General features: G+C 57.0%; 25 protein-coding genes. 10 read left to right on the top strand and 15 right to left on the bottom strand.

The features are described 5' to 3' along the window. Positions 1 to 6 precede the first annotated feature (6 nt). The 6 genes from D8U73_RS07375 to D8U73_RS07350 all read right to left on the bottom strand — a co-directional run bounded on the left by D8U73_RS07375 (position 7) and on the right by D8U73_RS07350 (position 3,955). Positions 7 to 633 carry a response regulator transcription factor gene (locus D8U73_RS07375; RefSeq protein ID WP_056856374.1) on the bottom strand — a complete coding sequence of 209 codons (627 nt, stop codon included), beginning with the start codon at positions 631 to 633 and terminating at the stop codon, positions 7 to 9. A gap of 246 nt (positions 634 to 879) precedes the next feature. After that, positions 880 to 1,266 carry a response regulator gene (locus D8U73_RS07370; protein WP_056856887.1) on the bottom strand — a complete coding sequence of 129 codons (387 nt, stop codon included), beginning with the start codon at positions 1,264 to 1,266 and terminating at the stop codon, positions 880 to 882. A 172-nt stretch (positions 1,267 to 1,438) separates the two neighbouring features. Further along, on the bottom strand, positions 1,439 to 2,767 hold the full coding sequence (locus D8U73_RS07365) for a deoxyguanosinetriphosphate triphosphohydrolase (RefSeq protein ID WP_056856373.1): 1,329 nt from the start codon (positions 2,765 to 2,767) through the stop codon (positions 1,439 to 1,441). Between the two features lie 140 nt (positions 2,768 to 2,907). Beyond that, positions 2,908 to 3,252, bottom strand: coding sequence for a hypothetical protein (locus D8U73_RS07360; RefSeq protein ID WP_056856372.1), 345 nt, complete (start codon positions 3,250 to 3,252; stop codon positions 2,908 to 2,910). Further along, positions 3,249 to 3,638, bottom strand: a complete 390-nt coding sequence (locus D8U73_RS07355) for a phage holin family protein (protein ID WP_056856371.1) — start codon at positions 3,636 to 3,638, stop codon at positions 3,249 to 3,251. The genes D8U73_RS07360 and D8U73_RS07355 overlap by 4 nt, the downstream gene beginning before the upstream one ends. Before the next feature lie 2 nt (positions 3,639 to 3,640). After that, positions 3,641 to 3,955 carry a YqjD family protein gene (locus D8U73_RS07350; RefSeq protein WP_008055105.1) on the bottom strand — a complete coding sequence of 105 codons (315 nt, stop codon included), beginning with the start codon at positions 3,953 to 3,955 and terminating at the stop codon, positions 3,641 to 3,643. Positions 3,956 to 4,282: 327 nt separating this feature from the next. Between D8U73_RS07350 and D8U73_RS07345 the strand changes: the two genes are divergently transcribed. The 5 genes from D8U73_RS07345 (at position 4,283) to D8U73_RS07325 (ending at position 7,721) form a co-directional block, all read left to right on the top strand. Further along, positions 4,283 to 5,491, top strand: coding sequence for an ammonium transporter (locus tag D8U73_RS07345; protein WP_130904084.1), 1,209 nt, complete (start codon positions 4,283 to 4,285; stop codon positions 5,489 to 5,491). Positions 5,492 to 5,632: 141 nt separating this feature from the next. Further along, positions 5,633 to 5,869, top strand: a complete 237-nt coding sequence (locus D8U73_RS07340; RefSeq protein WP_056856369.1) for a glutaredoxin family protein — start codon at positions 5,633 to 5,635, stop codon at positions 5,867 to 5,869. A gap of 167 nt (positions 5,870 to 6,036) precedes the next feature. Beyond that, positions 6,037 to 6,354 carry a hypothetical protein gene (locus D8U73_RS07335; RefSeq protein ID WP_056856368.1) on the top strand — a complete coding sequence of 106 codons (318 nt, stop codon included), beginning with the start codon at positions 6,037 to 6,039 and terminating at the stop codon, positions 6,352 to 6,354. A 71-nt stretch (positions 6,355 to 6,425) separates the two neighbouring features. After that, on the top strand, positions 6,426 to 7,316 hold the full coding sequence (locus D8U73_RS07330) for a pseudouridine synthase (protein WP_056856367.1): 891 nt from the start codon (positions 6,426 to 6,428) through the stop codon (positions 7,314 to 7,316). A 126-nt stretch (positions 7,317 to 7,442) separates the two neighbouring features. Further along, positions 7,443 to 7,721 (top strand): hypothetical protein, encoded by a 279-nt coding sequence (locus tag D8U73_RS07325; RefSeq protein WP_056856366.1) that lies wholly within the window; start codon positions 7,443 to 7,445, stop codon positions 7,719 to 7,721. A gap of 79 nt (positions 7,722 to 7,800) precedes the next feature. Here D8U73_RS07325 and D8U73_RS07320 read toward each other — a convergent pair whose 3' ends face one another. Then, positions 7,801 to 8,022 carry a YgdI/YgdR family lipoprotein gene (locus tag D8U73_RS07320; RefSeq protein WP_056856365.1) on the bottom strand — a complete coding sequence of 74 codons (222 nt, stop codon included), beginning with the start codon at positions 8,020 to 8,022 and terminating at the stop codon, positions 7,801 to 7,803. Positions 8,023 to 8,099: 77 nt separating this feature from the next. Next, positions 8,100 to 8,702, bottom strand: coding sequence for a molybdenum cofactor guanylyltransferase MobA (mobA, locus tag D8U73_RS07315; protein WP_130904083.1), 603 nt, complete (start codon positions 8,700 to 8,702; stop codon positions 8,100 to 8,102). 81 nt (positions 8,703 to 8,783) lie between these two features. Here mobA and moaB point away from each other — a divergent pair, with 81 nt between their 5' ends. Continuing rightward, entirely contained in the window at positions 8,784 to 9,323 is a 540-nt protein-coding gene (moaB, locus tag D8U73_RS07310; protein ID WP_046816112.1) for a molybdenum cofactor biosynthesis protein B, read from the top strand. Beyond that, positions 9,307 to 10,533, top strand: coding sequence for a gephyrin-like molybdotransferase Glp (gene glp, locus D8U73_RS07305; protein WP_130904082.1), 1,227 nt, complete (start codon positions 9,307 to 9,309; stop codon positions 10,531 to 10,533). The genes moaB and glp overlap by 17 nt, the downstream gene beginning before the upstream one ends. A gap of 62 nt (positions 10,534 to 10,595) precedes the next feature. On the opposite strand, the gene D8U73_RS07300 is transcribed toward glp, so the two are convergent. Continuing rightward, the gene (locus D8U73_RS07300) at positions 10,596 to 10,907 is read right to left on the bottom strand and encodes a hypothetical protein (RefSeq protein ID WP_056856362.1); all 312 of its coding nucleotides are present in this window, start codon (positions 10,905 to 10,907) and stop codon (positions 10,596 to 10,598) included. 228 nt (positions 10,908 to 11,135) lie between these two features. Here D8U73_RS07300 and yegS point away from each other — a divergent pair, with 228 nt between their 5' ends. Then, entirely contained in the window at positions 11,136 to 12,053 is a 918-nt protein-coding gene (yegS, locus tag D8U73_RS07295; protein WP_056856361.1) for a lipid kinase YegS, read from the top strand. On the opposite strand, the gene D8U73_RS07290 is transcribed toward yegS, so the two are convergent. From D8U73_RS07290 to D8U73_RS07280, 3 genes are all read right to left on the bottom strand, one after another. Then, complete coding sequence (locus tag D8U73_RS07290; protein ID WP_130904081.1) at positions 12,037 to 12,693, bottom strand: response regulator transcription factor; 657 nt, start codon at positions 12,691 to 12,693, stop codon at positions 12,037 to 12,039. The genes yegS and D8U73_RS07290 overlap by 17 nt on opposite strands. After that, the gene (locus D8U73_RS07285) at positions 12,690 to 13,583 is read right to left on the bottom strand and encodes a sensor histidine kinase (RefSeq protein ID WP_056856359.1); all 894 of its coding nucleotides are present in this window, start codon (positions 13,581 to 13,583) and stop codon (positions 12,690 to 12,692) included. Before D8U73_RS07285 ends, D8U73_RS07290 begins: the two co-directional genes overlap by 4 nt. A 500-nt stretch (positions 13,584 to 14,083) precedes the next feature. Next, complete coding sequence (locus tag D8U73_RS07280; protein ID WP_130904080.1) at positions 14,084 to 14,554, bottom strand: hypothetical protein; 471 nt, start codon at positions 14,552 to 14,554, stop codon at positions 14,084 to 14,086. A 461-nt stretch (positions 14,555 to 15,015) separates the two neighbouring features. On the opposite strand from D8U73_RS07280, the gene D8U73_RS07275 reads away from it, so the two are divergent. After that, a complete protein-coding gene (locus D8U73_RS07275; RefSeq protein ID WP_056856356.1) occupies positions 15,016 to 15,951 on the top strand; it encodes a chemotaxis protein CheV in 936 nt (311 codons plus the stop codon). 91 nt (positions 15,952 to 16,042) lie between these two features. Beyond that, positions 16,043 to 16,849: an MOSC domain-containing protein gene (locus D8U73_RS07270; RefSeq protein WP_130904079.1), complete on the top strand. Its 807-nt coding sequence runs from the start codon at positions 16,043 to 16,045 to the stop codon at positions 16,847 to 16,849. Positions 16,850 to 16,917: 68 nt separating this feature from the next. Here the strand turns inward: D8U73_RS07270 and D8U73_RS07265 are convergent, their stop codons facing one another. The 3 genes from D8U73_RS07265 to D8U73_RS07255 form a co-directional block, all read right to left on the bottom strand. Further along, entirely contained in the window at positions 16,918 to 17,202 is a 285-nt protein-coding gene (locus D8U73_RS07265) for a pyrimidine/purine nucleoside phosphorylase (RefSeq protein ID WP_056856354.1), read from the bottom strand. Between the two features lie 69 nt (positions 17,203 to 17,271). Beyond that, positions 17,272 to 17,814 (bottom strand): exonuclease domain-containing protein, encoded by a 543-nt coding sequence (locus D8U73_RS07260; protein WP_056856353.1) that lies wholly within the window; start codon positions 17,812 to 17,814, stop codon positions 17,272 to 17,274. Between the two features lie 71 nt (positions 17,815 to 17,885). Continuing rightward, on the bottom strand, positions 17,886 to 19,847 hold the full coding sequence (locus D8U73_RS07255; RefSeq protein WP_130904078.1) for an acetyl/propionyl/methylcrotonyl-CoA carboxylase subunit alpha: 1,962 nt from the start codon (positions 19,845 to 19,847) through the stop codon (positions 17,886 to 17,888). Positions 19,848 to 19,958: the final 111 nt, after the last annotated feature.

Below are 19,958 nucleotides of genomic sequence, written 5' to 3'. Positions count from 1 at the left end.
TTTTTCTCACACCAAAGCGTTGCGCTTCGCCATTTCGATGAGTTCGACCAGGGATTTGGCTTTGAGCTTTTGCATAAGACGTTTCTTGTAAGTGCTGACAGTCTTGTTGCTCAGGAACATGCCTTTGGCGATTTCCTTGTTGGTGCGGCCTTGTGCAAAAAGTTGCAATACCATCAGCTCACGGTCGTTGACTGACTTGAATAGTTCCAGTTCGGCCCAGCGAATATCATCACTTCGTACAGGGTTCAGCGCCTCGCTCGGGAAATAGTTGTAACCCGACAATACCGCTTTTATCGCGCTGACCAATTCACTGAGTTCTTCCTGTTTGCATACATAGCCCGAGGCCCCGGATTGCATGCAACGAATACCGAAAAGGGTCGGGCATTGTGCAGTTAAAACCAGTGTTTTCAGCGGAGTGCTCATGGCGTTGAAGCGGGCAAGTACTTCCAGCCCGTCAAGTTTGGGAATGCTGATATCGAGAATGACCAGATCAGGCATGCACTCGCGAACCATTTGCATGGCGTCGACCCCGTTATCGGTTTCGCCAACGACTTTAAAACCTTCGTGTTCCAGCAGCATGCGAACGGCAAGTCGGATGACAGGGTGATCGTCGACGATAAAAACGGAGTTCATAATCAAATCCCATGCGAGCTCAATAAAGCGCGCACCTTAGCTCAGATAGTCGAGGTGACGTACAAACAGCTGCGGCTGTACCTGCAATATAGGAAAGTTCCTACAAGTGATAAAGAATAGCCTTACGTGGTAACTAGGTTTTTGATGAGGGTGAATAAAAGTTACTTTGTATGTTTGTGTTTGGCAGGAAGTTTACTTCGGGGCTTTTACTGCTTTTTTTGACTGTTTTAAATTGGCTTTCAATGGTTATGTCAAGGTCAATAGTTGTATAAATTCAGATTGTTTCAATGGTTTTATCAAGTAACCAAGTAAAGGAAGGTCGTGAATGTTTGCCGAGTTTTCTATGCCATCCAGTTCTGCGGACGTCAGGCTGCTCAGCAGGATTGCTTGCCTGATCATTCCAAGCTCGCTGGCCAGTTTGACCAGCTCGATTCCAGGCATGTCCGGCAGACATTGGTCACACAATAAAATATCGAACGGCTGCTCGGCGCGGTTCATTTCCTGAAACGCACCTTGGGCACAATCGGTTGTAATCAGTCGGGTAAAACCAAAACTTTCTAATAAATATTGTGTTGCCCTGAGCTGAAACGGATGGTCTTCCACCAGCAAGATGCGCAGATTGTCCTTTATCATCTTTACCACGCTTATGATGTTGTACAAAAATAGTCGTGATTGTTTCCTGACAACTCTGAACAATCGATCAGTTCACTCGACATTGGCTGTAGGGATATTCCGCGAACGTTGAATGCTCTTGAGTTATCCGCGGTTAATCGGCCATTACGAATGACGTAATGGCCGATCTGGCTCAGTGACTGGAGCGCCCGGTCATCTCCAGCGCCATATCGCTGGCGTAGCTGTCGGTCATGCCGGCGATGAAGTCGATCATTCGTAGAAACGAGGTGTGTAAAGGGCCATGCGGGTCGGGCGCGTTGTTGCCCAGCAGGTCGAGAATCCGCCGACTCTTGAAGGATGGCGTGCGACCGTCATGCTGCTCCAGTGCCGCACCGCAAAAGGCGTTGAGCAAAATTTCCAACGTGGTGTAGGCACCGATCTCGTGCAAGGTCTTGCGTTTGTCCTGGAAGATTTTTTTGCGCGCCATGTCTTTTGCATTCAGGACGCAACGCTTGGCAGGGCCGTGCATGTGCTCCACCAGATCCCCGGGGAGCGTTCCGGCCAGCAAGGTGTGCTGCTGCTCGACGAAGGCGCGGGCAGCGGCATTGGTCAGGTGCTCGATGGCCTTGCCACGCAAAATCGCCAGTTTGCGCCGACGTGAATCCCTGGGGCCGAGCTGGCGATAGGTTTCCGGCAAATCGTCACCCACCAGGTCCAATAACAGGGACTCGACTTCGGCGTATTCCAGCAACTCCATTTCCAGGCCGTCTTCCAGATCGATCAGCGCGTAGCAGATGTCATCGGCGGCTTCCATCAGGTACACCAGCGGGTGGCGCGCCCAGCGCTGGTCTTCAAGTTGTGGCAGGCCAAGCTTCTGGGCAATCTGCTCCAGGAGCGGCAGCTCGCTTTGATAGCAGCCGAATTTGTGCTTTTTGTAACCCAGCGAATCGGCGTGCTTGGCCGTCCATGGGTATTTCAGGTAAGTGCCGAGCGTGGCGTAGGTCAATCGCGTGCCGCCATCGAACTGGTGGTACTCCAGTTGAGTCAGTACCCGAAAGCCTTGGGCGTTGCCTTCGAAATTGAGGAAGTCATTGCGCTCGGCTTCGCTCATCGCGTCCAGCCAGCCCCGGCCAGCGGCTTGTTGGAACCAGTGGCGAATCGCATCTTCGCCAGAGTGGCCAAACGGTGGGTTCCCGATGTCATGGGCCAGGCAGGCCGATTGAACGACCATTCCCAGGTCGCTGGGGTCGCACCAGTCTGGCAGGGCGTTGCGAATGGTTTCGCCGACGCGCATCCCCAGCGATCGGCCGACGCAACTGACTTCCAGCGAGTGCGTCAGGCGGGTGTGAATGTGGTCGTTGCTGGACACCGGATGAACCTGGGTCTTGCGTCCGAGGCGGCGGAACGCACCTGAGAAAATGATCCGGTCATGGTCTTTGTGAAAAGGGCTGCGGCCGAGCTCTTGCGGGCTATGCAGCGGCTTCCCAAGGCGTTCGCGGGTAAGCAGGGTATGCCAATCCAAGGCTGGTTCTCTCCGTCAGGTGACTGATGAGCCTAGCTTCCCGGTTCACACTGCGACCTGCAAGTGGCACGCGGGATGACCCCCTCGATGAAGAGGTTCATCCCGCATGTTTTTGCTGCGTACAAACAGCAGCGTGGCCGCTACTGTTTGCGCGAGGAGCCTTGCATGACCAGCTTGACCAGAGGTCCCAGGGTGGTGCCCAGTCGAACCAGCCGAGTCAGGCTGCTGATGCCACCGCCATGTTTTGCGCCCTTGCCGGTCAGAAAACCAAGCAAGGTGACGGCGGCCACACCCCACAGTGGAGCGTGCTTGATACCGAAACCGTCCTGCAAATTTTGCGTCATGCCGCGAACACGCTGCAGGGGCTGCAGCAGTTGGCCCGATTCATGGCGGATTTCCTGGCGATGCATTTCCATGCGCAGGCGGATCAGCGCCTTGCGCATTTCCGTACGCGAACTGTTTCTTGGAAGTTCAGGCAGGTTCATGGCAGCAGACGCTCCCGATCATTGGCCAGTTCTTCCAGGGTGCCATGGAAGGGCGAGGATTCATCGAAGATGGCTGCTCTCAAACGCATGCCGCAGAAGATCGCTGCCAGGGTGTAGAACACGCAGAGCCCGATGATCGCCGCCAGACGATAAGTGTCCCAGAACAGAATCAGCACCAGCGTTGATAGCCCCACGAGCAACAGCAAGGCAAATACCAACGCCAGGCCTGCAAACAGCAGCAAGCTTACGGTGCGGGCCTTCTGCTCTTGCAACTCGATGCCAAACAGTTCGACGTGACTGTGCAGCAAGCCAAGGAATGCAGCACCCAGGCGCCGCGATGAGGAACTTGGGCTGGTCTCGGGCGAGACGGGGTCACCGATCGCCATAATCAGCGCCGTGTCGCCAGAAGGCCAATCAGGAAACCCACGCCGGCGGCAATCCCGACCGATTGCCAAGGGTTGGCCTGGACATAATCTTCAGTGGCGGTGACGGCAGCTTTGCCGCGCTCGCGCAGGGAGTCTTCAGTCAGTTTCAAGGTTTCCCGCGCCCGCAGAAGACTGTCGTGGATCTGGTCTCGCAGCTCATCCGCCTGATCACCGGCCAGAGACGCGGTGTGCTCGAGCAACCGTTCGGTGTCGCTGACCAGTGTCTGAAAATCGCTCATCAGGATTTCTTGAGCAGTCTTTGCCTTGATGCTGGCCATTGGTGATCTCCATAAGTGGCTTTCTGAAACGTTCGAGTATGAGCCTTGCGCGAAGGTTCAGTACAAATGACTGGTACAACTTTTGCTGTGTCGTGGTGCGCCGGCCTGTCCGGATGCGCTGTTGCTGGGCAAGGTTTGCCTGAAACCATAACTCAAACAATCGAAACCCGCGCGATTTGTCCGGCCCCGATCGGACTTGACGAACCCTGTGCTTCAAAGCGGTTCATCGGGAGTGAGCTAGTCGTTTTGATAGGTCACAACTTGGTGCATGGATTGCCCGCGCGAACTGCTTTGGTGCTTTTTTCAGCCTTAAGGTCTGCCAAATCCATGGAAAATATGCAAAGCGCTGTGGACAGCCTGGTCCATAGTTCCAACACGTTGTTCATTCTGATCGGCGCCGTCATGGTTCTGGCCATGCACGCCGGGTTCGCCTTCCTCGAAGTCGGAACGGTCCGACAAAAAAACCAGGTCAACGCATTGTCGAAAATCCTCAGCGACTTTGCGATTTCAACGTTGGCTTACTTCTTTATAGGCTATTGGATCTCCTACGGTGTCACCTTTATGCAACCGGCGGCGGTGATCAATGCCGATCATGGATACGCTCTGGTGAAGTTTTTCTTTTTGCTGACTTTCGCCGCGGCGATCCCGGCAATCATTTCCGGAGGTATCGCCGAACGGGCGAGATTCGTGCCGCAACTGTGTGCGACGGCACTCATCGTGGCGTTCATTTATCCCTTCTTTGAAGGCATCGTCTGGAATGGCAATTTTGGTTTGCAAGCCTGGCTGCTGGCGCATTTCGGCGCCGGTTTCCACGACTTTGCCGGTTCTGTTGTCGTCCATGCCATGGGCGGCTGGCTGGCACTGGCCGCGGTGTTGTTGCTGGGACCACGCAATGGGCGCTATCGCGAAGGGCGGTTGGTGGCGTTCGCACCGTCGAGTATTCCGTTCCTGGCATTGGGTTCGTGGATTCTCATTGTCGGCTGGTTCGGTTTCAACGTGATGAGTGCGCAAACCTTGCAGGGGGTCAGCGGGCTGGTGGCGATCAACTCCTTGATGGCCATGGTCGGGGGCACAATGGCGGCCCTGATTGTCGGCCGCAACGATCCCGGCTTTCTGCACAACGGCCCATTGGCCGGACTGGTGGCGATCTGCGCCGGTTCCGACCTCATGCATCCGGTGGGAGCACTCGTGACCGGCGCCGTCGCCGGGGCACTGTTTGTCTGGTGCTTTACCGCCGCGCAGAGCAAATGGCATATCGACGATGTGTTGGGGGTCTGGCCGTTGCATGGCTTGTGCGGTGTGTGGGGCGGGATCGCCTGCGGCATCTTCGGCCAGAGCGCATTGGGTGGGCTGGGGGGCGTTAGCCTGATCAGCCAGTTGATCGGCACCGCGTCAGGTGTGATGGTGGCGTTGGCCGGCGGCTTTGCCGTGTACGGCACGATCAAGGCGTTCCACGGTTTGCGACTGAGTCAGGAAGAGGAGTACTACGGCGCGGATTTGTCGGTGCACAAGATCGGTGCTGTCAGTCAGGATTGACCCTTCCACCGCCTTCGGCCCGGGCTGGAAATCGAGCCGGAGGCGGTAGCGGTCCCTGGCTACAGGCCAGATATTACAATGGCTCGACGGTTTTTCAGGGCAGGCCTAGAATGGTCACTTAATTTCTTCGGTTGAGCCCTCATGCTTCCTGAATGTCAGTTGTTCGGCACCCTGGGGTGCCATCTCTGTGAAGTGGCCGAAGCCATGCTGATGGAATTCGTCGAGCGTGGTCTGCTGGTGGAACTGGTGGATATTGCCGACGACGAAACCTGGTTTGCGGCTTACAGCCTGCGCATTCCGGTGTTGCGCCGGGTCGATACAGGGGCTGAACTGGGTTGGCCCTTCAGTGCCGATGATGTGGTGGCATTTTTGCGGTAGAAATTTTCCCGGCACGACGTTCCCGCCTGTCGAACTTTGCGATTGATCCTCTTGGCTTAAAGGATGGTATTCGGATACTGTATGCGCATACAGTTATTCGCAATGCAGCCTTGCCGCCGCCGGTTATCGGCTGAAGCGTGCGGGTGCGGGCGTGAGAGGGAAGAATCGTGGTCAATGTCGAGCAATTGAAAAGCAGCGTCAACCTGATGTCGGTGGACGTGGTACGTGAGGCGGTCCTCGAGTTGCGTCTGGACGGTCTGGTAACGGAGGGAAAAACTCCGTTCAACAAGGTCCACTTCAATACCTGTTTTGCAGAAATCGAAGCCTTGTTCCAGCGTGCTGGCTATCACCGGCAACTGGATGTGGTGGGCTATCAGGGCTTGTTGTATGCGCTCTACGATCCGGGGCGTTGGGAGGCGGTCGATGTACTGCGCTGGCTGAAGGAGTACACCGAGGCAGCGGCGCGCAGGCAGATTCCAGCCTGAAGAATCTCTGCTAGGTTCGCCCCCGTTGCTGTTGGATAATGCCGTTCTGCATTGAGGGTTAGAACGTTCGTATGTCCACTTCATCTTTTTCTGCCGCACACAGCCAGGCCAGCACGCTCTATTTGCCACCTGGCCCGTGGCGGACCGTAATCGAATGCCTGTGCGAGCATTTCAGCGCCATCAGTCGTGATCAGTGGCTGGACAGGGTTGCGCGAGGCCGCGTTCTCGATGGGCACGGAGTGCCGATCGCCGTTGATCTGCCGTACAAGGAAGGTTTACGGATTCACTATTTTCGCGAAGTGCCAGACGAAAAAACCATCCCCGTGACGGAGTCGATCCTGTACGCGGATGAGCATCTGGTCGTGGCGGACAAACCGCATTTTCTTCCCGTGACCCCGGCCGGGGAATACGTGGAGCAGACATTGCTGAGACGGCTGATCCGCCGTCTCGATAATCCCCATCTGGTGCCCCTGCATCGCATCGACCGCCATACCGCTGGCCTGGTGCTGTTTTCCGCCAACCCGCAAAGTCGTTCGGCGTATCAGTCCCTGTTTCCAACACGGCAGATCGAAAAACGCTACGAAGCCATTGCCCGGGCATTACCTGATCTGTCTTTTCCGCTGATCCATAAAAGCCGACTGATTGATGGCGAACCGTTTTTCCGCATGCAGGAAGGTCCGGGCATCAGCAACACCGAGACGGCGGTGGAGGTCAGGGAAAAAAATGGCGATCTGTGGCGTTATGGGCTCTATCCGGTGACGGGCAAGAAGCACCAGTTACGGGTCCACATGACAGCTTTGGGCGCCAGCATCTGTAACGATCCGTTTTATCCCCAGGTACTCAAGGACGTGGAAGATGACTACGCCAATCCTTTGAAGCTACTGGCGCAAGGGCTGAAGTTTGTCGATCCGGTCAGTGGAGAGGACCGGGAATTCGAGAGCTCGATCACCCTGCAATGGTGATCCCGGAACTGAAATAGAATTTTCACCCGGGTTTGCAGTCATTTGATCATGCACCACAAATGTGGCGATCAATGATCCCGGAACTGCGACACGCAATCCCGGGACTGTCCAAGCCTGGAGATACTCATGAAACGTACCGTTTTTGCTGGAATGTTCATTTGCGCTGCAATGCTGGCCTCTCCCGTTTTCGCCGCTGACAATGACCTTTGCGCCATCAAGCTTCAGGAGCTCAAGGACAAAGTAACGAGCCTGCCAGCCACATCCGAAAACACCACCATGGAAATCAAGCGGATGCAGGCAAGCGCTGAAGCAGCCCGGGCGGCCAACGATGACAAGAAATGCATCACCGAAGCCACACAAGCGTTGGCCCGGGTCGATAAACTGAACAACGAGCCGAATCCATAGCCCTTCGGTACTCATGAAACAGACAAAAAAATGCCCCGATTGGTCGGGGCATTTTTTTATCCGGTATTCACCGCGAAGATTACAGCTCTTTAACGGTACGAACCTGATCCTTGTTGATGCGGGTCTGTTTGCCATCCAGCTGTTCAAATTCGTAGAAGCCCGAATCATCGTCATATTGTGGCGTGTCGACGGCCTGGATTTCGCGACCGTCATTCAAGGTGATCACTGTAGGCGATGCGCAACCGGCGAGGGTGGCGAGGCCCAGTGCGAGCATGAAAGTGGCCAGGGTCCGTTGAGTCATGGTGTGTCTCCGAAATGAATTCTTTAGGTTACCTGAGCTTGAGACGTGAACGGCGCCTGCAAGTTCCTTGGGTAGTGTCAGTCTGACACAGTGTCGTGCGTGCTTAACAGGTCCGGCGTGTTGAGGTTGGCCAGGCGAGGGTCGTTATCGGGGCACTGCAGAGCAGTAGCGCCCAACTTGCGCATCAATCGCCCCGGGCTTCGTTCGCCCTCTTGCCAGGCACTTTCAAAGTCTGCGCGAAGGGCTACGGGGATGACGCACAGCAACGGTTCCCAGTGTTCGTCATGGCGCAACATCAACGGTTTGTCGGGATGCAGGCTGGCGGTTTCACGCATGCTGGCAAGCAGGGCAGCATCGATGCGGGGAACGTCACATGGCAAGACCAATAAATGCGAATGGCGGGCTGCTTTCAAGCCGGCACGAATGCCGGCCAGCGGCCCAGGGAAGTCGCCTTCGTCGTCATGAACCAACTGGTCGGCGTAGGCAGCGTACTTATCCATGTTGCGATTGCAGGAAATGATCAGGTCATCGCTCAGGGGGCGCGTCTTGCGATGCAAATGCGCGATCAGCGGCTCGCCGTGCCATTCCAGTAACCCTTTGTCCTGTCCGCCCATGCGTTGGCCGCGCCCGCCTGCCAGGAGCAGAATGGAGCAGGACGGCAATTGTGCAATCGAAGTCATGGCAGTTCTCCAGGGGGGCGGCGAAAAAAGGGGGCGCTGTGATATAACACCGGGCTGTTTCTCCTACAACTGGACGAGCCTATGAAAGCCAAGGCTGATGTACCTTTCGCGCCGCTGAACATTGCGGTGTTGACGGTCAGCGACACCCGTACCCTGGAAACCGATACATCAGGTCAGGTGTTTGTCGACCGTTTGACGGCGGCCGGCCATAACCTGGCGTGCCGTGTACTGCTCAAAGATGATCTCTACAAAATTCGTGCGCAAGTCGCCAACTGGATTGCCGACGAGGTCGTGCAGGTCGTGCTGATAACTGGCGGCACCGGTTTCACCGGTCGCGACAGTACTCCGGAAGCGGTGAGCTGCCTGCTCGATAAACAAGTTGATGGGTTCGGTGAACTGTTCCGCCAGATCTCCGTAGCGGACATCGGCACGTCTACGGTCCAGTCCCGCGCCTTGGCTGGCCTGGCGAATGGCACGCTGGTCTGCTGCTTGCCTGGTTCGACCAATGCGGTGCGTACCGGTTGGGACGGCATTCTTGGCGAGCAGTTGGATTCACGCCATCGCCCATGCAACTTCGTCACTCATTTGAAACAGGCAGCCCCTTGTGAATCCCGTGGGTAAGCCGGGCAAGACCGGTAGCCTGATGCCCGTTGAGGCAGCACTGGCGCGGTTACTGGAAATGGCGGACGCCACGAGAATTCTTCAACGTGAACGCTTGCCGTTGGCTCAGGTTCAGGGTCGTGTGTTGGCGGATGATCTGCTGTCGACGCTGGATCTCCCGCCGTGGCCGAACAGTGCCATGGATGGCTATGCGCTACGTATTGCTGACTGGACCGGAGAACCACTGGTTGTCAGCCAGAAAATTTTTGCAGGCAAGGTTCCCGAGCCCTTGCAGCCAGGCACCTGTGCCCGGATATTCACCGGGGCGCCTGTTCCCGCCGGCGCCGATTGTGTCGAGATGCAGGAAAACGCTGAAGTCCAGTCGGACGAGCGAGTAGCGTTTACCGAAGTCATGAACCCCGGGCAAAACATTCGACCACAGGGCCAGGAAACGACTGTCGGAGAACTGGTTTTGCCAGCGGGTACGCGCCTGGGGCCGATCGAGCAAGGTTTGGCTGCGTCGTTGGGTTGTGCTGAGCTGGACGTGGTTCGCAAGATCCGCGTCGCGGTTCTGTCCACTGGCGACGAGTTGATTGAGCCAGGTCAAGCATTAGGCCCAGGGCAGATCTATAACAGTAACCGCGTGCTGCTCTGCAGTTGGCTGCAGCGTTTGGGTTGTGAAGTGGTCGATGCCGGTATTCTTCCAGACGATCTTGTCACCACGCGCGCGCGACTCGGCGAACTGAAAGATGTCGATTTGATTCTCTCGACCGGCGGTGTATCGGTGGGTGAGGCCGATTTTCTGGGCATTGCCTTGCGGGAAGAGGGTGAGTTGAGTTTGTGGAAGCTCGCTATCAAGCCGGGCAAGCCGCTGACATTCGGACATTTTCGTGGTGTTCCGGTCATCGGTCTGCCCGGTAACCCGGCGTCGACGCTTGTGACCTTTGCCTTGTTGACCAGGCCTTATCTTTTGCGTCGTCTGGGCGTCAAGGATGTCGCGCCGTTGAACATGCAAGTGCAATGCGGCTTTGACTGGCCCATTGCAGGCAATCGACGCGAATACTTGCGCGGTCGCCTTGAGAACGGTCGGGCGATCATCTACAAAAATCAGAGCTCTGGCGTGCTGCGCAGTGCCGCCTGGGCTGATGGACTGGTTGAAGTCATGGAAGGGCGCACGTTGGTCGCAGGTGATAGCGTTAGTTTCATTCCGTTGAGTGAAGTATTGATTTGATTCTCGCGGCAATGAAAGCTCGCAAGCCCGGTTGACGAAACCGGGTTTTGCGTTTGGGTGGCTTAATGAGCCAGCAGCAGTGTGACAAGCTGATCGAAGCGACTGTTGGCGATCCAGCCAAGCAGTCCCAGGACCACCGCCGTTCCGCCCGCGGAATAGGCGAGTCTGTGTTTTATTGACCTGACGTCATTGCGCACTTCTTCCATGTCCTTGCGAATGTATTTCAGGTGTGTCTCCAGCTCGATGACGCGAGGTTCCATATCGACTTCTCCCTTGGGTTTTTTGCTGCTTGCGAAATCCGTCAGATGATCAGTGCGTTGTGCAGCGGTGGGCACGACCGGCATCACTGGAAGCCTGATGTCATGGTTTTGCATGGCACGTCCTTGTGTTTGTCCTGCTGCTGAGTGAAATCCGTAGACACCAAGGTGTACCAATCACAGGTATTGGTCAATTGAGCGGATTCCTAAGGTTTTGTGGGAAAAATCCCGTCTTGCAGGGCTTCTAGGGCGCCCGTCTGGAAAAAGATCGTCAGCGTGCAACTTTTAGTGGGGGCAAGGAGGTCAACATCTTCCATACGCCATTCAATTCCGGGAGTGAACACCATGAGTGAACGCAAGGCGCTGTTGATTCTGCATGGCAAGCAGGCGCTCAACGAGGATGTGCGCGCTGCCGTTGAAGCCAGGCGTGAACAGGGTTGGGAGCTCGCCGTTCGATTGACCTGGGAAGCTGGCGATGCGCAGCGCCTGGTGGAAGAGGCACTGGCCGCGGGTTACCCGAAAATCGTTGCGGGCGGGGGCGACGGCACCTTGCGTGATATTGCCGAGGCCATGGCCGCGCAGTCGACGCAGGCAAGCCTGGTGCTGATGCCTCTTGGAACGGCCAATGACTTTGCACGCGCCGCTGGCGTTCCTCTGGAACCTGCGCTGGCTCTGGATCTACTGGACGTCGCTGCGAGTTCCATCGATCTGGGCGAGGTCGGTGGGCAAGTCTTTCTCAACATGGCTACGGGGGGATTCGGCAGTCAGGTCACAGCCAATACTTCCGAGGACCTGAAAAAGGTGCTCGGTGGTGCGGCCTATCTGTTCACCGGTTTGTCACGGTTCAGTGAGCTGCACGCCGCTTACGGTGAACTGCAGGGGCCGGACTTTCATTGGAGCGGAGAGCTGCTGGCCCTGGGCATCGGCAATGGCCGGCAGGCTGGCGGCGGACATGAATTATGCCCGCAAGCCCTGGCGGACGATGGACTGCTCGATATCAGCATTTTGCCAGCGCCACAGGAAGTGGTCGGGACCTTGAAAAGCTTGCTGACGGATGGATTCGGCATCGATAGCATGTTTGTCCGCGCCCGACTGCCGTGGGTCGAGATCAAGGTGGCTGAGGGGTTGTACATCAACCTCGATGGCGAACCGCTGGAGGGTGACAATCTGCGCTTCTGCGCGCAGCCGGGAGCATTGCGAGTGCATCTGCCGGTCGACTCTCCATTGTTGAGCGTAAATGAGGTCGTCAATCGTCCAGACTGATGATTTGCTCGCGCACGGCAAACAACACCAGGCCAGCCACATCGTAGATCTGCAGGCGCTTCATGATTTGCGAGCGGTGGGTCTCGACCGTCTTGACGCTCAAGCCCAAGCCGTTGGCAATTTCCCGAGTGGATTTCCCGCGAACGATCAGGCGCAGGATTTCCAGTTGGCGGGCGGTCAGGTTGTGCGAGTCTGCCGGGGCCGGGTGTTTCTGGTTGCGGGTCAGTGCCTGGTTGATCACGGTATGGGCGATCGCCGGGCTGAGGTAGCGTTCATTGTTACGCAAGGCTTGCAGCGCATGCTCCAGTTCAGTAGCCGTCGTGTCTTTGAGTAAATAGCCGTGGGCCCCGGATTCGAGCGCTTGCATGATCAGCGCGGGGTCAGTGTGCATCGACAGGATCAGCACCTTGCTTTGCGGGCGAATCCTTTTGAGTTGCTGCAAGGCTTCAAGGCCGCCGGTCTGCTTCATGGAAATATCCAGCAGGACGATATCCGGGGACAGGTGTTCGACCATCGCGAGCAATTGTGAGCCGTCATTGGCCTCGCCAATGACGTCGTAGCCAGGAAGGTCCAGCACCAGGGCGCGCACGCCAGCCCTGATCAGCGAGTGGTCATCCACCAGAAGTAAGTGACAAGTCAATGCATAACCTTATTCGTACTGGCCCGCTCAAGCGCACGGGGCGCCCAGGGGAAGAGTGCTTGGATTTGCGTGCCTTTGCCAGGCTCGCTGGTAACGGTCAATGTACCGCCCAGCTGGCTGATCCGCTCCGACATTCCAGCCATTCCGCGCTGCCCCTCGCGGCCCGGATCAATGGCAGGCGCAAAACCTTGGCCGTCATCACTGATCAACAAGCTCAATCCCTGGGGCAAGCGTTTAAGACACACCAGCAGATTCTTTGCCTCGGCATGTCGCAGCATATTGGTGACGGCTTCCTGGGTAATGCGAAATGCCGCGACGGCCATTTCTTCCGGTATGCCGGTCAGGCGTTGATGGCATTCCAGGCTCCAATGCACCGGGGAGTTGGCCAGCGTCTTGAGTAAATGCGCGCGCAGACTGGCTTCGAGGCCCAGGCTGGTCAGTTGCCGAGGATTGAGGATGGCCGACACATCGCGCACTTTGGCGAGCGTCTCCTCCAGCGTGTCGCAAAGTACCGCACATTGCCCCTGAAGCTCTTCCGGCATTCGGCGTTTGAGCCAGTCACTTTGCAGTTTTGCAGCAGTCAGCAATTGGCCGATGTCGTCATGCAGCTCCCGACTCAGGCGATGGCGCTCGTTCTCCTGAACTTGCAGGAGTCGGTCGGCGAGTTCTTGCGGTTGAAACTTGATCGACTTGCGCGACAGGCGATATTGCACCCAGACACAGCCAAGTGCCGCGATATCCAGTATCAGCAGGCCGAGGGGCAGGCGAGTGGACAGGCCGTAGATGAGCAGACTGCCGAGCGTCGAGCTGGCACATAGCAATAGCGTGAACCGGCGAGCGTTTTCTCGTGAGGGTGGCCACATGGTGATTGACTTGAAACTGGCGTACATAGCGGATGGAGCCAATGGAGGTTCGCTGCGGGCAGACCGGTCATGGCTGACGGATCTCTGTTTTGTAGTGTCATGCATGGACTTCAACGGGACGTACTATCTGAATGAGAAATCCAGGATGGAACTTGGTCGTTGCAGTCACCCACAATCACATCGCCATTAATTGACGTCAACTAATGGGCGCCATAATAACACCGAACATACCGTTGGTCGCGCTTGGGTTATATGTCCAGGAAGTCAGGAAACAGTCCGTTTTGTACGGTAGTTCCATGTTGGGAAATGTGTGGTCGCTGCTGTCACCGGTTCCCCTTGAACATAGGGGTTTGGATCCATTTGCGCCAAGCGACGCTCTGAACGAGCTGGCAGGAAAAACGCAGGAATAATGGTTTGTTCGAAGATGTCGTTAATGGGTACGTAATGTTCAATTACGACCTGTACTTGGCCAGGTTATATAGCGCCGTTGGCCACAAACACAGGGAGTTGCGCTCTATTGATGGCATTCAAGCCTGGCGTTCCATATAGGAAACGAGTGTAAACGGTCTGGAATTAACCGCAGGCTGGAAATGCTGCTGACCGACCTGGAAGGCGAACGCTTCGATCAGGGTCGTCTGTTCGCTTTCGTCGAGACTGAGTTGGCCGGTCTTCTGATCGATCAACTCAAGTTGCCAGGCGATCAACGTCAGGCAGTCCTTGAGCGCGGCCAGGGCTTCGTCGTGCAGATCCATGTGATGCTGCGCATGATTGAGCAAGCCGTGGATGTGCAACGAAAACTCTGAAACGGCCGCCAGTGCGAGGGCATCGGCCTTGCTGGCGAGCTTGAGAAGGGTGCTGAGCAAGCAGTCGATGGCGTCCTTGTCATTGCTGATCAGTTGCAGGTGACTGAGGCATTCTTCGGTTTTGGCCAGGAGGGTTTCGGCTTCGACAAGAAACTCCGGGACCCGCTTTGCCCATTCTGTGCGATTGTTCGGCATGCTTATCTCCACAACGTCATGTCAAATGAGGGGATGTCGTGTGTGTCGACGAGGACGATTGTCGCCCCGGCGTAACCGGGTCGTCGTGAGATCGCGCTCTGGCCGGCAGGAGAGCAGGCTGGAGAAGTCAAAAGGGTAGCTGGCCACTTACTTGCGATCGCACACAAAAGCCTGACTCCGTTCATGCAATGAGAATGGCGTCACATTAATGGCTATTGGATATCGCGAATATCAGGTTGCACCTGATTGTTGCTAGGGGAATCCCTTACGCAACGGAACCTGACGCGTAAACTATTGTCGCGCCTGGGAAATGTAGCAGATGAAAATACAACGCCAGTAAAGCATGATGTTAATGTGACATCAATGTTTGGACGCGGCATTTTGAACAGGGTCAAGGTCCGGCAAATACAGCCGATAACCCTCTATTAGTGATTTCATCAGTACAAGCCCAGGAGTGATTGATGGCCGGCATTCTCGATACGGTAGACCAACGTACGCAACTGGTGGGTGAGAATCGCCTGGAAATTCTGATGTTCCGGCTTGCCGGGCGGCAATTGTTCGCAATTAACGTGTTCAAAGTGCAAGAAGTCCTGCAATTGCCAAAGTTGACGTTGATGCCCCAGCGGCATCCGTTTGTGTGCGGTGTGGTCAACCTGCGTGGCCAGACTCTGCCAGTGATCGACCTGTCCCAGGCGATCGGCATGCGTCCACTGGTGCCCGGCCCTGGCAGCACGATCATCGTCACTGAGTACAACCGCTCGGTGCAGGCATTCCTGGTTGGAGGTGTGGATCGCATCGTCAACATGAACTGGGAAGCGATTTTGCCGCCGCCGACCAGCGCCGGTCGCCAGCATTACCTGACTGCCATCAGTAAGGTCGATGACCAATTGGTGGAAATCATTGATGTCGAAAAGGTCCTGGCCGAAATCGTCCCTTATAACGCCAAGGTGTCCCGCGACAAGCTTGATGATCCGGTGCTGGAGCGCGCCCGTGGTCGTGAAGTACTGCTGGTGGATGACTCCAATGTGGCGCTGGCGCAACTGCGCGACACGTTGGGTCAGCTAGGGGTGAAAATGCACATCGCCAGCGACGGTTTGAAGGCGCTGAACATGCTCAAGGCCTGGGCCGATACGGGTGTGAACATGACCGACAAACTGCTGATGGTCTTTACCGATGCGGAGATGCCGGAAATGGACGGTTATCGCCTGACCACGGAAATTCGCAATGACCCACGCTTGCGCGGTCTGTATGTTGTGCTGCACACGTCGTTGTCCGGCAGTTTCAATGATTCGATGGTCAAGAAGGTCGGCTGTGACAACTTCCTCTCCAAGTTCCAGCCGGACAAACTCGTCGACGTGGTGCGCCAGCGCCTGATGCTCGACGCCGTTCCAGCCTGACCTTCGCACATGAGGCTGGCGTTGAGTCAGCCTTTGATTCGGCGATCAAGCTCGTATAGGGTGGCGTTTTTGGTCCATCAGGGAGCTGGTCATGCTGCGTCTGAGTGCGCTTTATCGTTATCCGTTGAAATCCGGCAAGGGCGAAATCCTGCAACAGATCGGTCTCGACAAGCTTGGCCTCGATGGGGATCGACGCTGGATGCTGGTGGACGAGGCCAGCGGGCGTTTCCTGACCCAGCGAGCGGTGGCGAAAATGAGTCAGCTGTCGGCGTTGTGGAATACTGCTGGCGGTTTGACCCTCAGTGCCCCGGGCCATGCGCTGATTGATATCGCCTTGCCCGCCAGCGACGCCGAACTGCGCGGTGTGACCATCTGGCGCGATACGCTGCGTGTGCCCGATGCCGGTGACGCCGCAGGTGCCTGGGTCAGTGAATTTATCGGTAAACCGACGCGCCTGGTGCAAGTGCCACTCGACCGTGCAAGAACCACCCAGGCCGGATATGGCAAGGATGACGATCAGGTTGCGTTCGCGGATGGCTTTCCGTTGTTGTTGATCGGGCAGGCGTCGCTGGACGATCTGTCGGAAAAAGTCGGGCGGCCTATGGAAATGCTGAGATTTCGCCCGAATCTGGTGATCGAAGGCGCTGATGCGTTTGCCGAAGATGGCTGGAAGCGTATTCGCATTGGTGAAGTCGAATTCCGTGTCGTCAAGCCGTGTTCACGTTGCATCCTGACCACCATCGACCCTCAGACCGGCGAACGCAACACCGATCGCGAACCGTTCGCCACTTTGCAAAAATATCGGTCCGAAGCGGATGGCGCGATGTTCGGGCAAAATCTGGTCAACGACGGTAATGGCCGGCTGGAAGTCGGCATGCCGGTGACCATCCTTGAATAGAATCGGTGAATAAAAAAATGCCCGCGTCCTTGGATGCGGGCATTTTTTGCGCTGTGAAACCCAGGGGATCAGCCGTGGTATTCGCACAGGTAAGCGGTGTCGACGGCCACTTTCAGCTGGAACTTGCTATTGGCAGGCACGTTGAACTGGCTGCCGGCGGCGAAGGTTTCCCAGTCGTTGCTGTCTGGCAGCTTGACGGTCAGGGCGCCGGACACCACGTGCATGACTTCACGCTGGGCAGTGCCGAATTCATATTCGCCCGGAGCCATGACGCCGATGGTCGCCGGACCGTCAGCGGTGCCAAAGGCGATCGACTTGACGGTGCCGTCGAAGTACTCGTTGACTTTAAACATGGGCGATTCCTCGAAAAGGGCTAAAAATGGCCGGCCAGTATGCACAAGGCCTTTGTTGGCGTCACCTGTCTAAAGCGGTAGAACCAGTGGTAGCAGTCGTGCGGTATTGCGAGCGTCTTCCAGCGCCCGATGCTGCTGACCGGTAAATTGCAGACCGGCCAGTTGCAAGGCGCCATTGAGGCCCAGCGGACGTTCCAGCCGTCGGGCTTTGGCAAAGCGTTGTTTGAGATTCATGTGCTGGATGCGACTCAAGACGCTGTCGAGTTGCAGGCGCTGCCATTCCTGCAGCAATTGCTTGCGATCGTAATCGCCCCAACTGGCCCAGCCTTCGAGGCGGCTGTGATGTTGGCCGAGCCAACGCTCGAACAAGGGCCAGACATCGCCCAAGGGTTGCGCGGTATCGATGTTGGCTTGGGTGATGTGCGTCAGGTCCCGGCAAAATGGTGTGAGCAACGGTCGGCGCGTTGGGCGGACAAATCGCTGGAAATGATCCAGTTCACGTCCCTTGCGATCCACCAGGGTGGCACCGATTTCGATGATTTCCATTTCTGTAACGGGCCAGCCACCCTCGTCGGTGGTGGCTTCCAAATCAATGACCAGCCAATGAGGCATCGCAGGGTTCCTGGTATCCGCGTCCTGATAGCCTTTGAGCGTAGCCAAACCCGGCGGTTCCGCCTAGCGGCTTATTCGACCTCCAACAGAATCTGGCGGTTTTTCACCTGGTCGCCGACCCGAACCTGCAAGCGCTTGAGCACGCCGTCGATGCCGGATTTGAGCGGATGCTCCATTTTCATCGCCTCGAGCACGACCAAAAGCTGGCCTTTGCTGACGGCGCTGCCCTCGCTGACCAGCACGTCGACGATCGCGCCGTCCATCGGCGCCTTGAGGGTGCCTGAACTGACGTTGGCCTGGCTGCTGACCCGGGCCTGGGTTCGGTCCTCCAGCGCCAAGCTGCCGGGGCGGGTGAACAGGCACAGTTGTTTGCCCTCAAGGCGATAGGCATGGCGTTGACGGATCCCGTCGATTTCCAGCGTGGCCCAGTGTCCGTCGCTGTGAATGAGCTTCACCTCAAGACTGTGGCCGACGGCTTCAATCCGGTAGATCTCTCCCGGTCCGGCGTTCAACACCACCGACCATTGCTGATCCTCCAGGCCGAGGCGATAGTGCAGCGGCACGCTGGCGTTATTGCGCCACCCGGCCAATGAGGCACGGTGCGTCCCGGCCGAGGCCTGATAGAGCAGGGCGGCGGCGATTGCCAATTGCTCAGGGTTGGGCGCAAAGGGTTGCAGGCACGGATGATCGGCAAACGCTTGGGCGATCAATCCAGTGCTGAATTCTCCAGCGATGAATGCCGGATGTTGCAACAGGCTGGCGAGCAGGCGCTGATTGCTTTGCATGCCCAGCAGAACGCTGTCCTGCACCGCCCGCAGCAGCTTGCGCCGGGCCTCTTCGCGGGTGGCGCCGTAAGCAATGATTTTGCCCAGCATCGGGTCATAGAAGGGGCTGATGTTCTGACCCTCGATCAGACCGTGGTCGACCCGCACGCCGTCGCGCAAAGCGGGTTCCCACCCCGCAATGCGTCCGGTTTGCGGGAGGAAGCCTTGGGCGGGGTCTTCAGCATACAAACGTACTTCCATGGCGTGGCCGGTGAGTTGTACTTGCTCCTGACGCAATGGCAGCGGTTGGCCATCGGCAATGTTCAGTTGCCAGGCCACCAGATCAAGCCCGGTGATCAACTCCGTCACTGGATGTTCCACTTGCAGGCGGGTGTTCATTTCCAGAAAGTAAAACTGCCCCCGTGCATCGAGCAGGAACTCTACCGTGCCGGCGCCGACGTAATTCACGGCCCGCCCGGCCTTGAGCGCCGCTTCTCCCATGGCCTGGCGCAATACGTCAGTCATTACCGGGCAAGGGGCTTCCTCGATGACCTTCTGATGGCGACGCTGGATCGAGCAGTCCCGTTCACCGAGATAGATCAGGTTGCCATGCTGGTCGCCGAACAACTGCACCTCGACATGGCGTGGCTCGATCAACGCCTGTTCCAGAATCAGTTCACCGTTGCCAAAACCGTTCAACGCTTCAGAGCGTGCCGTGCGGATCTGCTCCAGCAAAACCCTGCTGTCATGCACAAGGCGCATGCCCCGCCCGCCACCGCCGGCGCTGGCTTTGATCATCAACGGATAACCAATGCGTTCGGCTTCGCGGCTCAGGGTCGCGTCATCCTGAGCGGCGCCTTGATAGCCTTTGATGCAGGGCACACCCGCTTCGCTCATGGCGATTTTCGACAGGCGTTTGCTGCCCATCAGTTCAATCGCTTCAGGGCTGGGACCGATGAAGGTGATGCCGGCCTCCCGGCAGGCGAGGGCGAATCCAGCGTTCTCCGAGAGGAAACCGTAGCCGGGATGGATGGCATCGCTGCCGGTGCGCCGGGCGGCGTCGATGATTGCCGGAATGTTCAAATAAGAGTGTTGCACCGGGGCCGGACCGATGTTGACGGCTTCGTCAGCCATTTGTACGTGCAGTGCATCGGCATCGGCATCGCTGAACACGGCGACGGTGCGATAACCCAGCGCCTGGGCGGTGCGTTGGATGCGGCAGGCGATTTCACCGCGGTTGGCGATGAGGATTTTGCTGAATCCGGGCATGGGATAGCTCTCTTGAGTTTGCAGTGCTTGTTCGGGCCTCATCGCTGGCAAGCCAGCTCCCACAGGGATCTGTGTCGCACACACAACCTGTGGGAGCTGGCTTGCCAGCGA

Source organism: Pseudomonas sp. Sample_22 (assembly GCF_004307635.1).
Lineage (GTDB): Bacteria > Pseudomonadota > Gammaproteobacteria > Pseudomonadales > Pseudomonadaceae > Aquipseudomonas.
This window is presented reverse-complemented; position numbering and strand designations above follow the sequence as displayed.

What these genes read in the sequence shown, in the direction of transcription:
- D8U73_RS07345 (WP_130904084.1), top strand. Translation starts at nt 4,283, where the DNA reads ATGGAAAATATGCAAAGCGCTGTGGACAGCCTGGTCCATAGTTCCAAC.
- D8U73_RS07280 (WP_130904080.1), bottom strand. Translation starts at nt 14,554, where the DNA reads ATGCCGAACAATCGCACAGAATGGGCAAAGCGGGTCCCGGAGTTTCTT.
- D8U73_RS07325 (WP_056856366.1), top strand. Translation starts at nt 7,443, where the DNA reads ATGAAACGTACCGTTTTTGCTGGAATGTTCATTTGCGCTGCAATGCTG.
- D8U73_RS07265 (WP_056856354.1), bottom strand. Translation starts at nt 17,202, where the DNA reads ATGTTTAAAGTCAACGAGTACTTCGACGGCACCGTCAAGTCGATCGCC.
- mobA (WP_130904083.1), bottom strand. Translation starts at nt 8,702, where the DNA reads ATGACTTCGATTGCACAATTGCCGTCCTGCTCCATTCTGCTCCTGGCA.
- D8U73_RS07330 (WP_056856367.1), top strand. Translation starts at nt 6,426, where the DNA reads ATGTCCACTTCATCTTTTTCTGCCGCACACAGCCAGGCCAGCACGCTC.
- D8U73_RS07370 (WP_056856887.1), bottom strand. Translation starts at nt 1,266, where the DNA reads ATGATAAAGGACAATCTGCGCATCTTGCTGGTGGAAGACCATCCGTTT.
- D8U73_RS07260 (WP_056856353.1), bottom strand. Translation starts at nt 17,814, where the DNA reads ATGCCTCATTGGCTGGTCATTGATTTGGAAGCCACCACCGACGAGGGT.
- D8U73_RS07340 (WP_056856369.1), top strand. Translation starts at nt 5,633, where the DNA reads ATGCTTCCTGAATGTCAGTTGTTCGGCACCCTGGGGTGCCATCTCTGT.
- D8U73_RS07320 (WP_056856365.1), bottom strand. Translation starts at nt 8,022, where the DNA reads ATGACTCAACGGACCCTGGCCACTTTCATGCTCGCACTGGGCCTCGCC.
- D8U73_RS07300 (WP_056856362.1), bottom strand. Translation starts at nt 10,907, where the DNA reads ATGCAAAACCATGACATCAGGCTTCCAGTGATGCCGGTCGTGCCCACC.
- D8U73_RS07255 (WP_130904078.1), bottom strand. Translation starts at nt 19,847, where the DNA reads ATGCCCGGATTCAGCAAAATCCTCATCGCCAACCGCGGTGAAATCGCC.
- D8U73_RS07285 (WP_056856359.1), bottom strand. Translation starts at nt 13,583, where the DNA reads ATGTACGCCAGTTTCAAGTCAATCACCATGTGGCCACCCTCACGAGAA.
- D8U73_RS07360 (WP_056856372.1), bottom strand. Translation starts at nt 3,252, where the DNA reads ATGAACCTGCCTGAACTTCCAAGAAACAGTTCGCGTACGGAAATGCGC.
- D8U73_RS07355 (WP_056856371.1), bottom strand. Translation starts at nt 3,638, where the DNA reads ATGGCGATCGGTGACCCCGTCTCGCCCGAGACCAGCCCAAGTTCCTCA.
- D8U73_RS07270 (WP_130904079.1), top strand. Translation starts at nt 16,043, where the DNA reads ATGCTGCGTCTGAGTGCGCTTTATCGTTATCCGTTGAAATCCGGCAAG.
- moaB (WP_046816112.1), top strand. Translation starts at nt 8,784, where the DNA reads ATGAAAGCCAAGGCTGATGTACCTTTCGCGCCGCTGAACATTGCGGTG.
- D8U73_RS07350 (WP_008055105.1), bottom strand. Translation starts at nt 3,955, where the DNA reads ATGGCCAGCATCAAGGCAAAGACTGCTCAAGAAATCCTGATGAGCGAT.
- D8U73_RS07375 (WP_056856374.1), bottom strand. Translation starts at nt 633, where the DNA reads ATGAACTCCGTTTTTATCGTCGACGATCACCCTGTCATCCGACTTGCC.
- yegS (WP_056856361.1), top strand. Translation starts at nt 11,136, where the DNA reads ATGAGTGAACGCAAGGCGCTGTTGATTCTGCATGGCAAGCAGGCGCTC.
- D8U73_RS07275 (WP_056856356.1), top strand. Translation starts at nt 15,016, where the DNA reads ATGGCCGGCATTCTCGATACGGTAGACCAACGTACGCAACTGGTGGGT.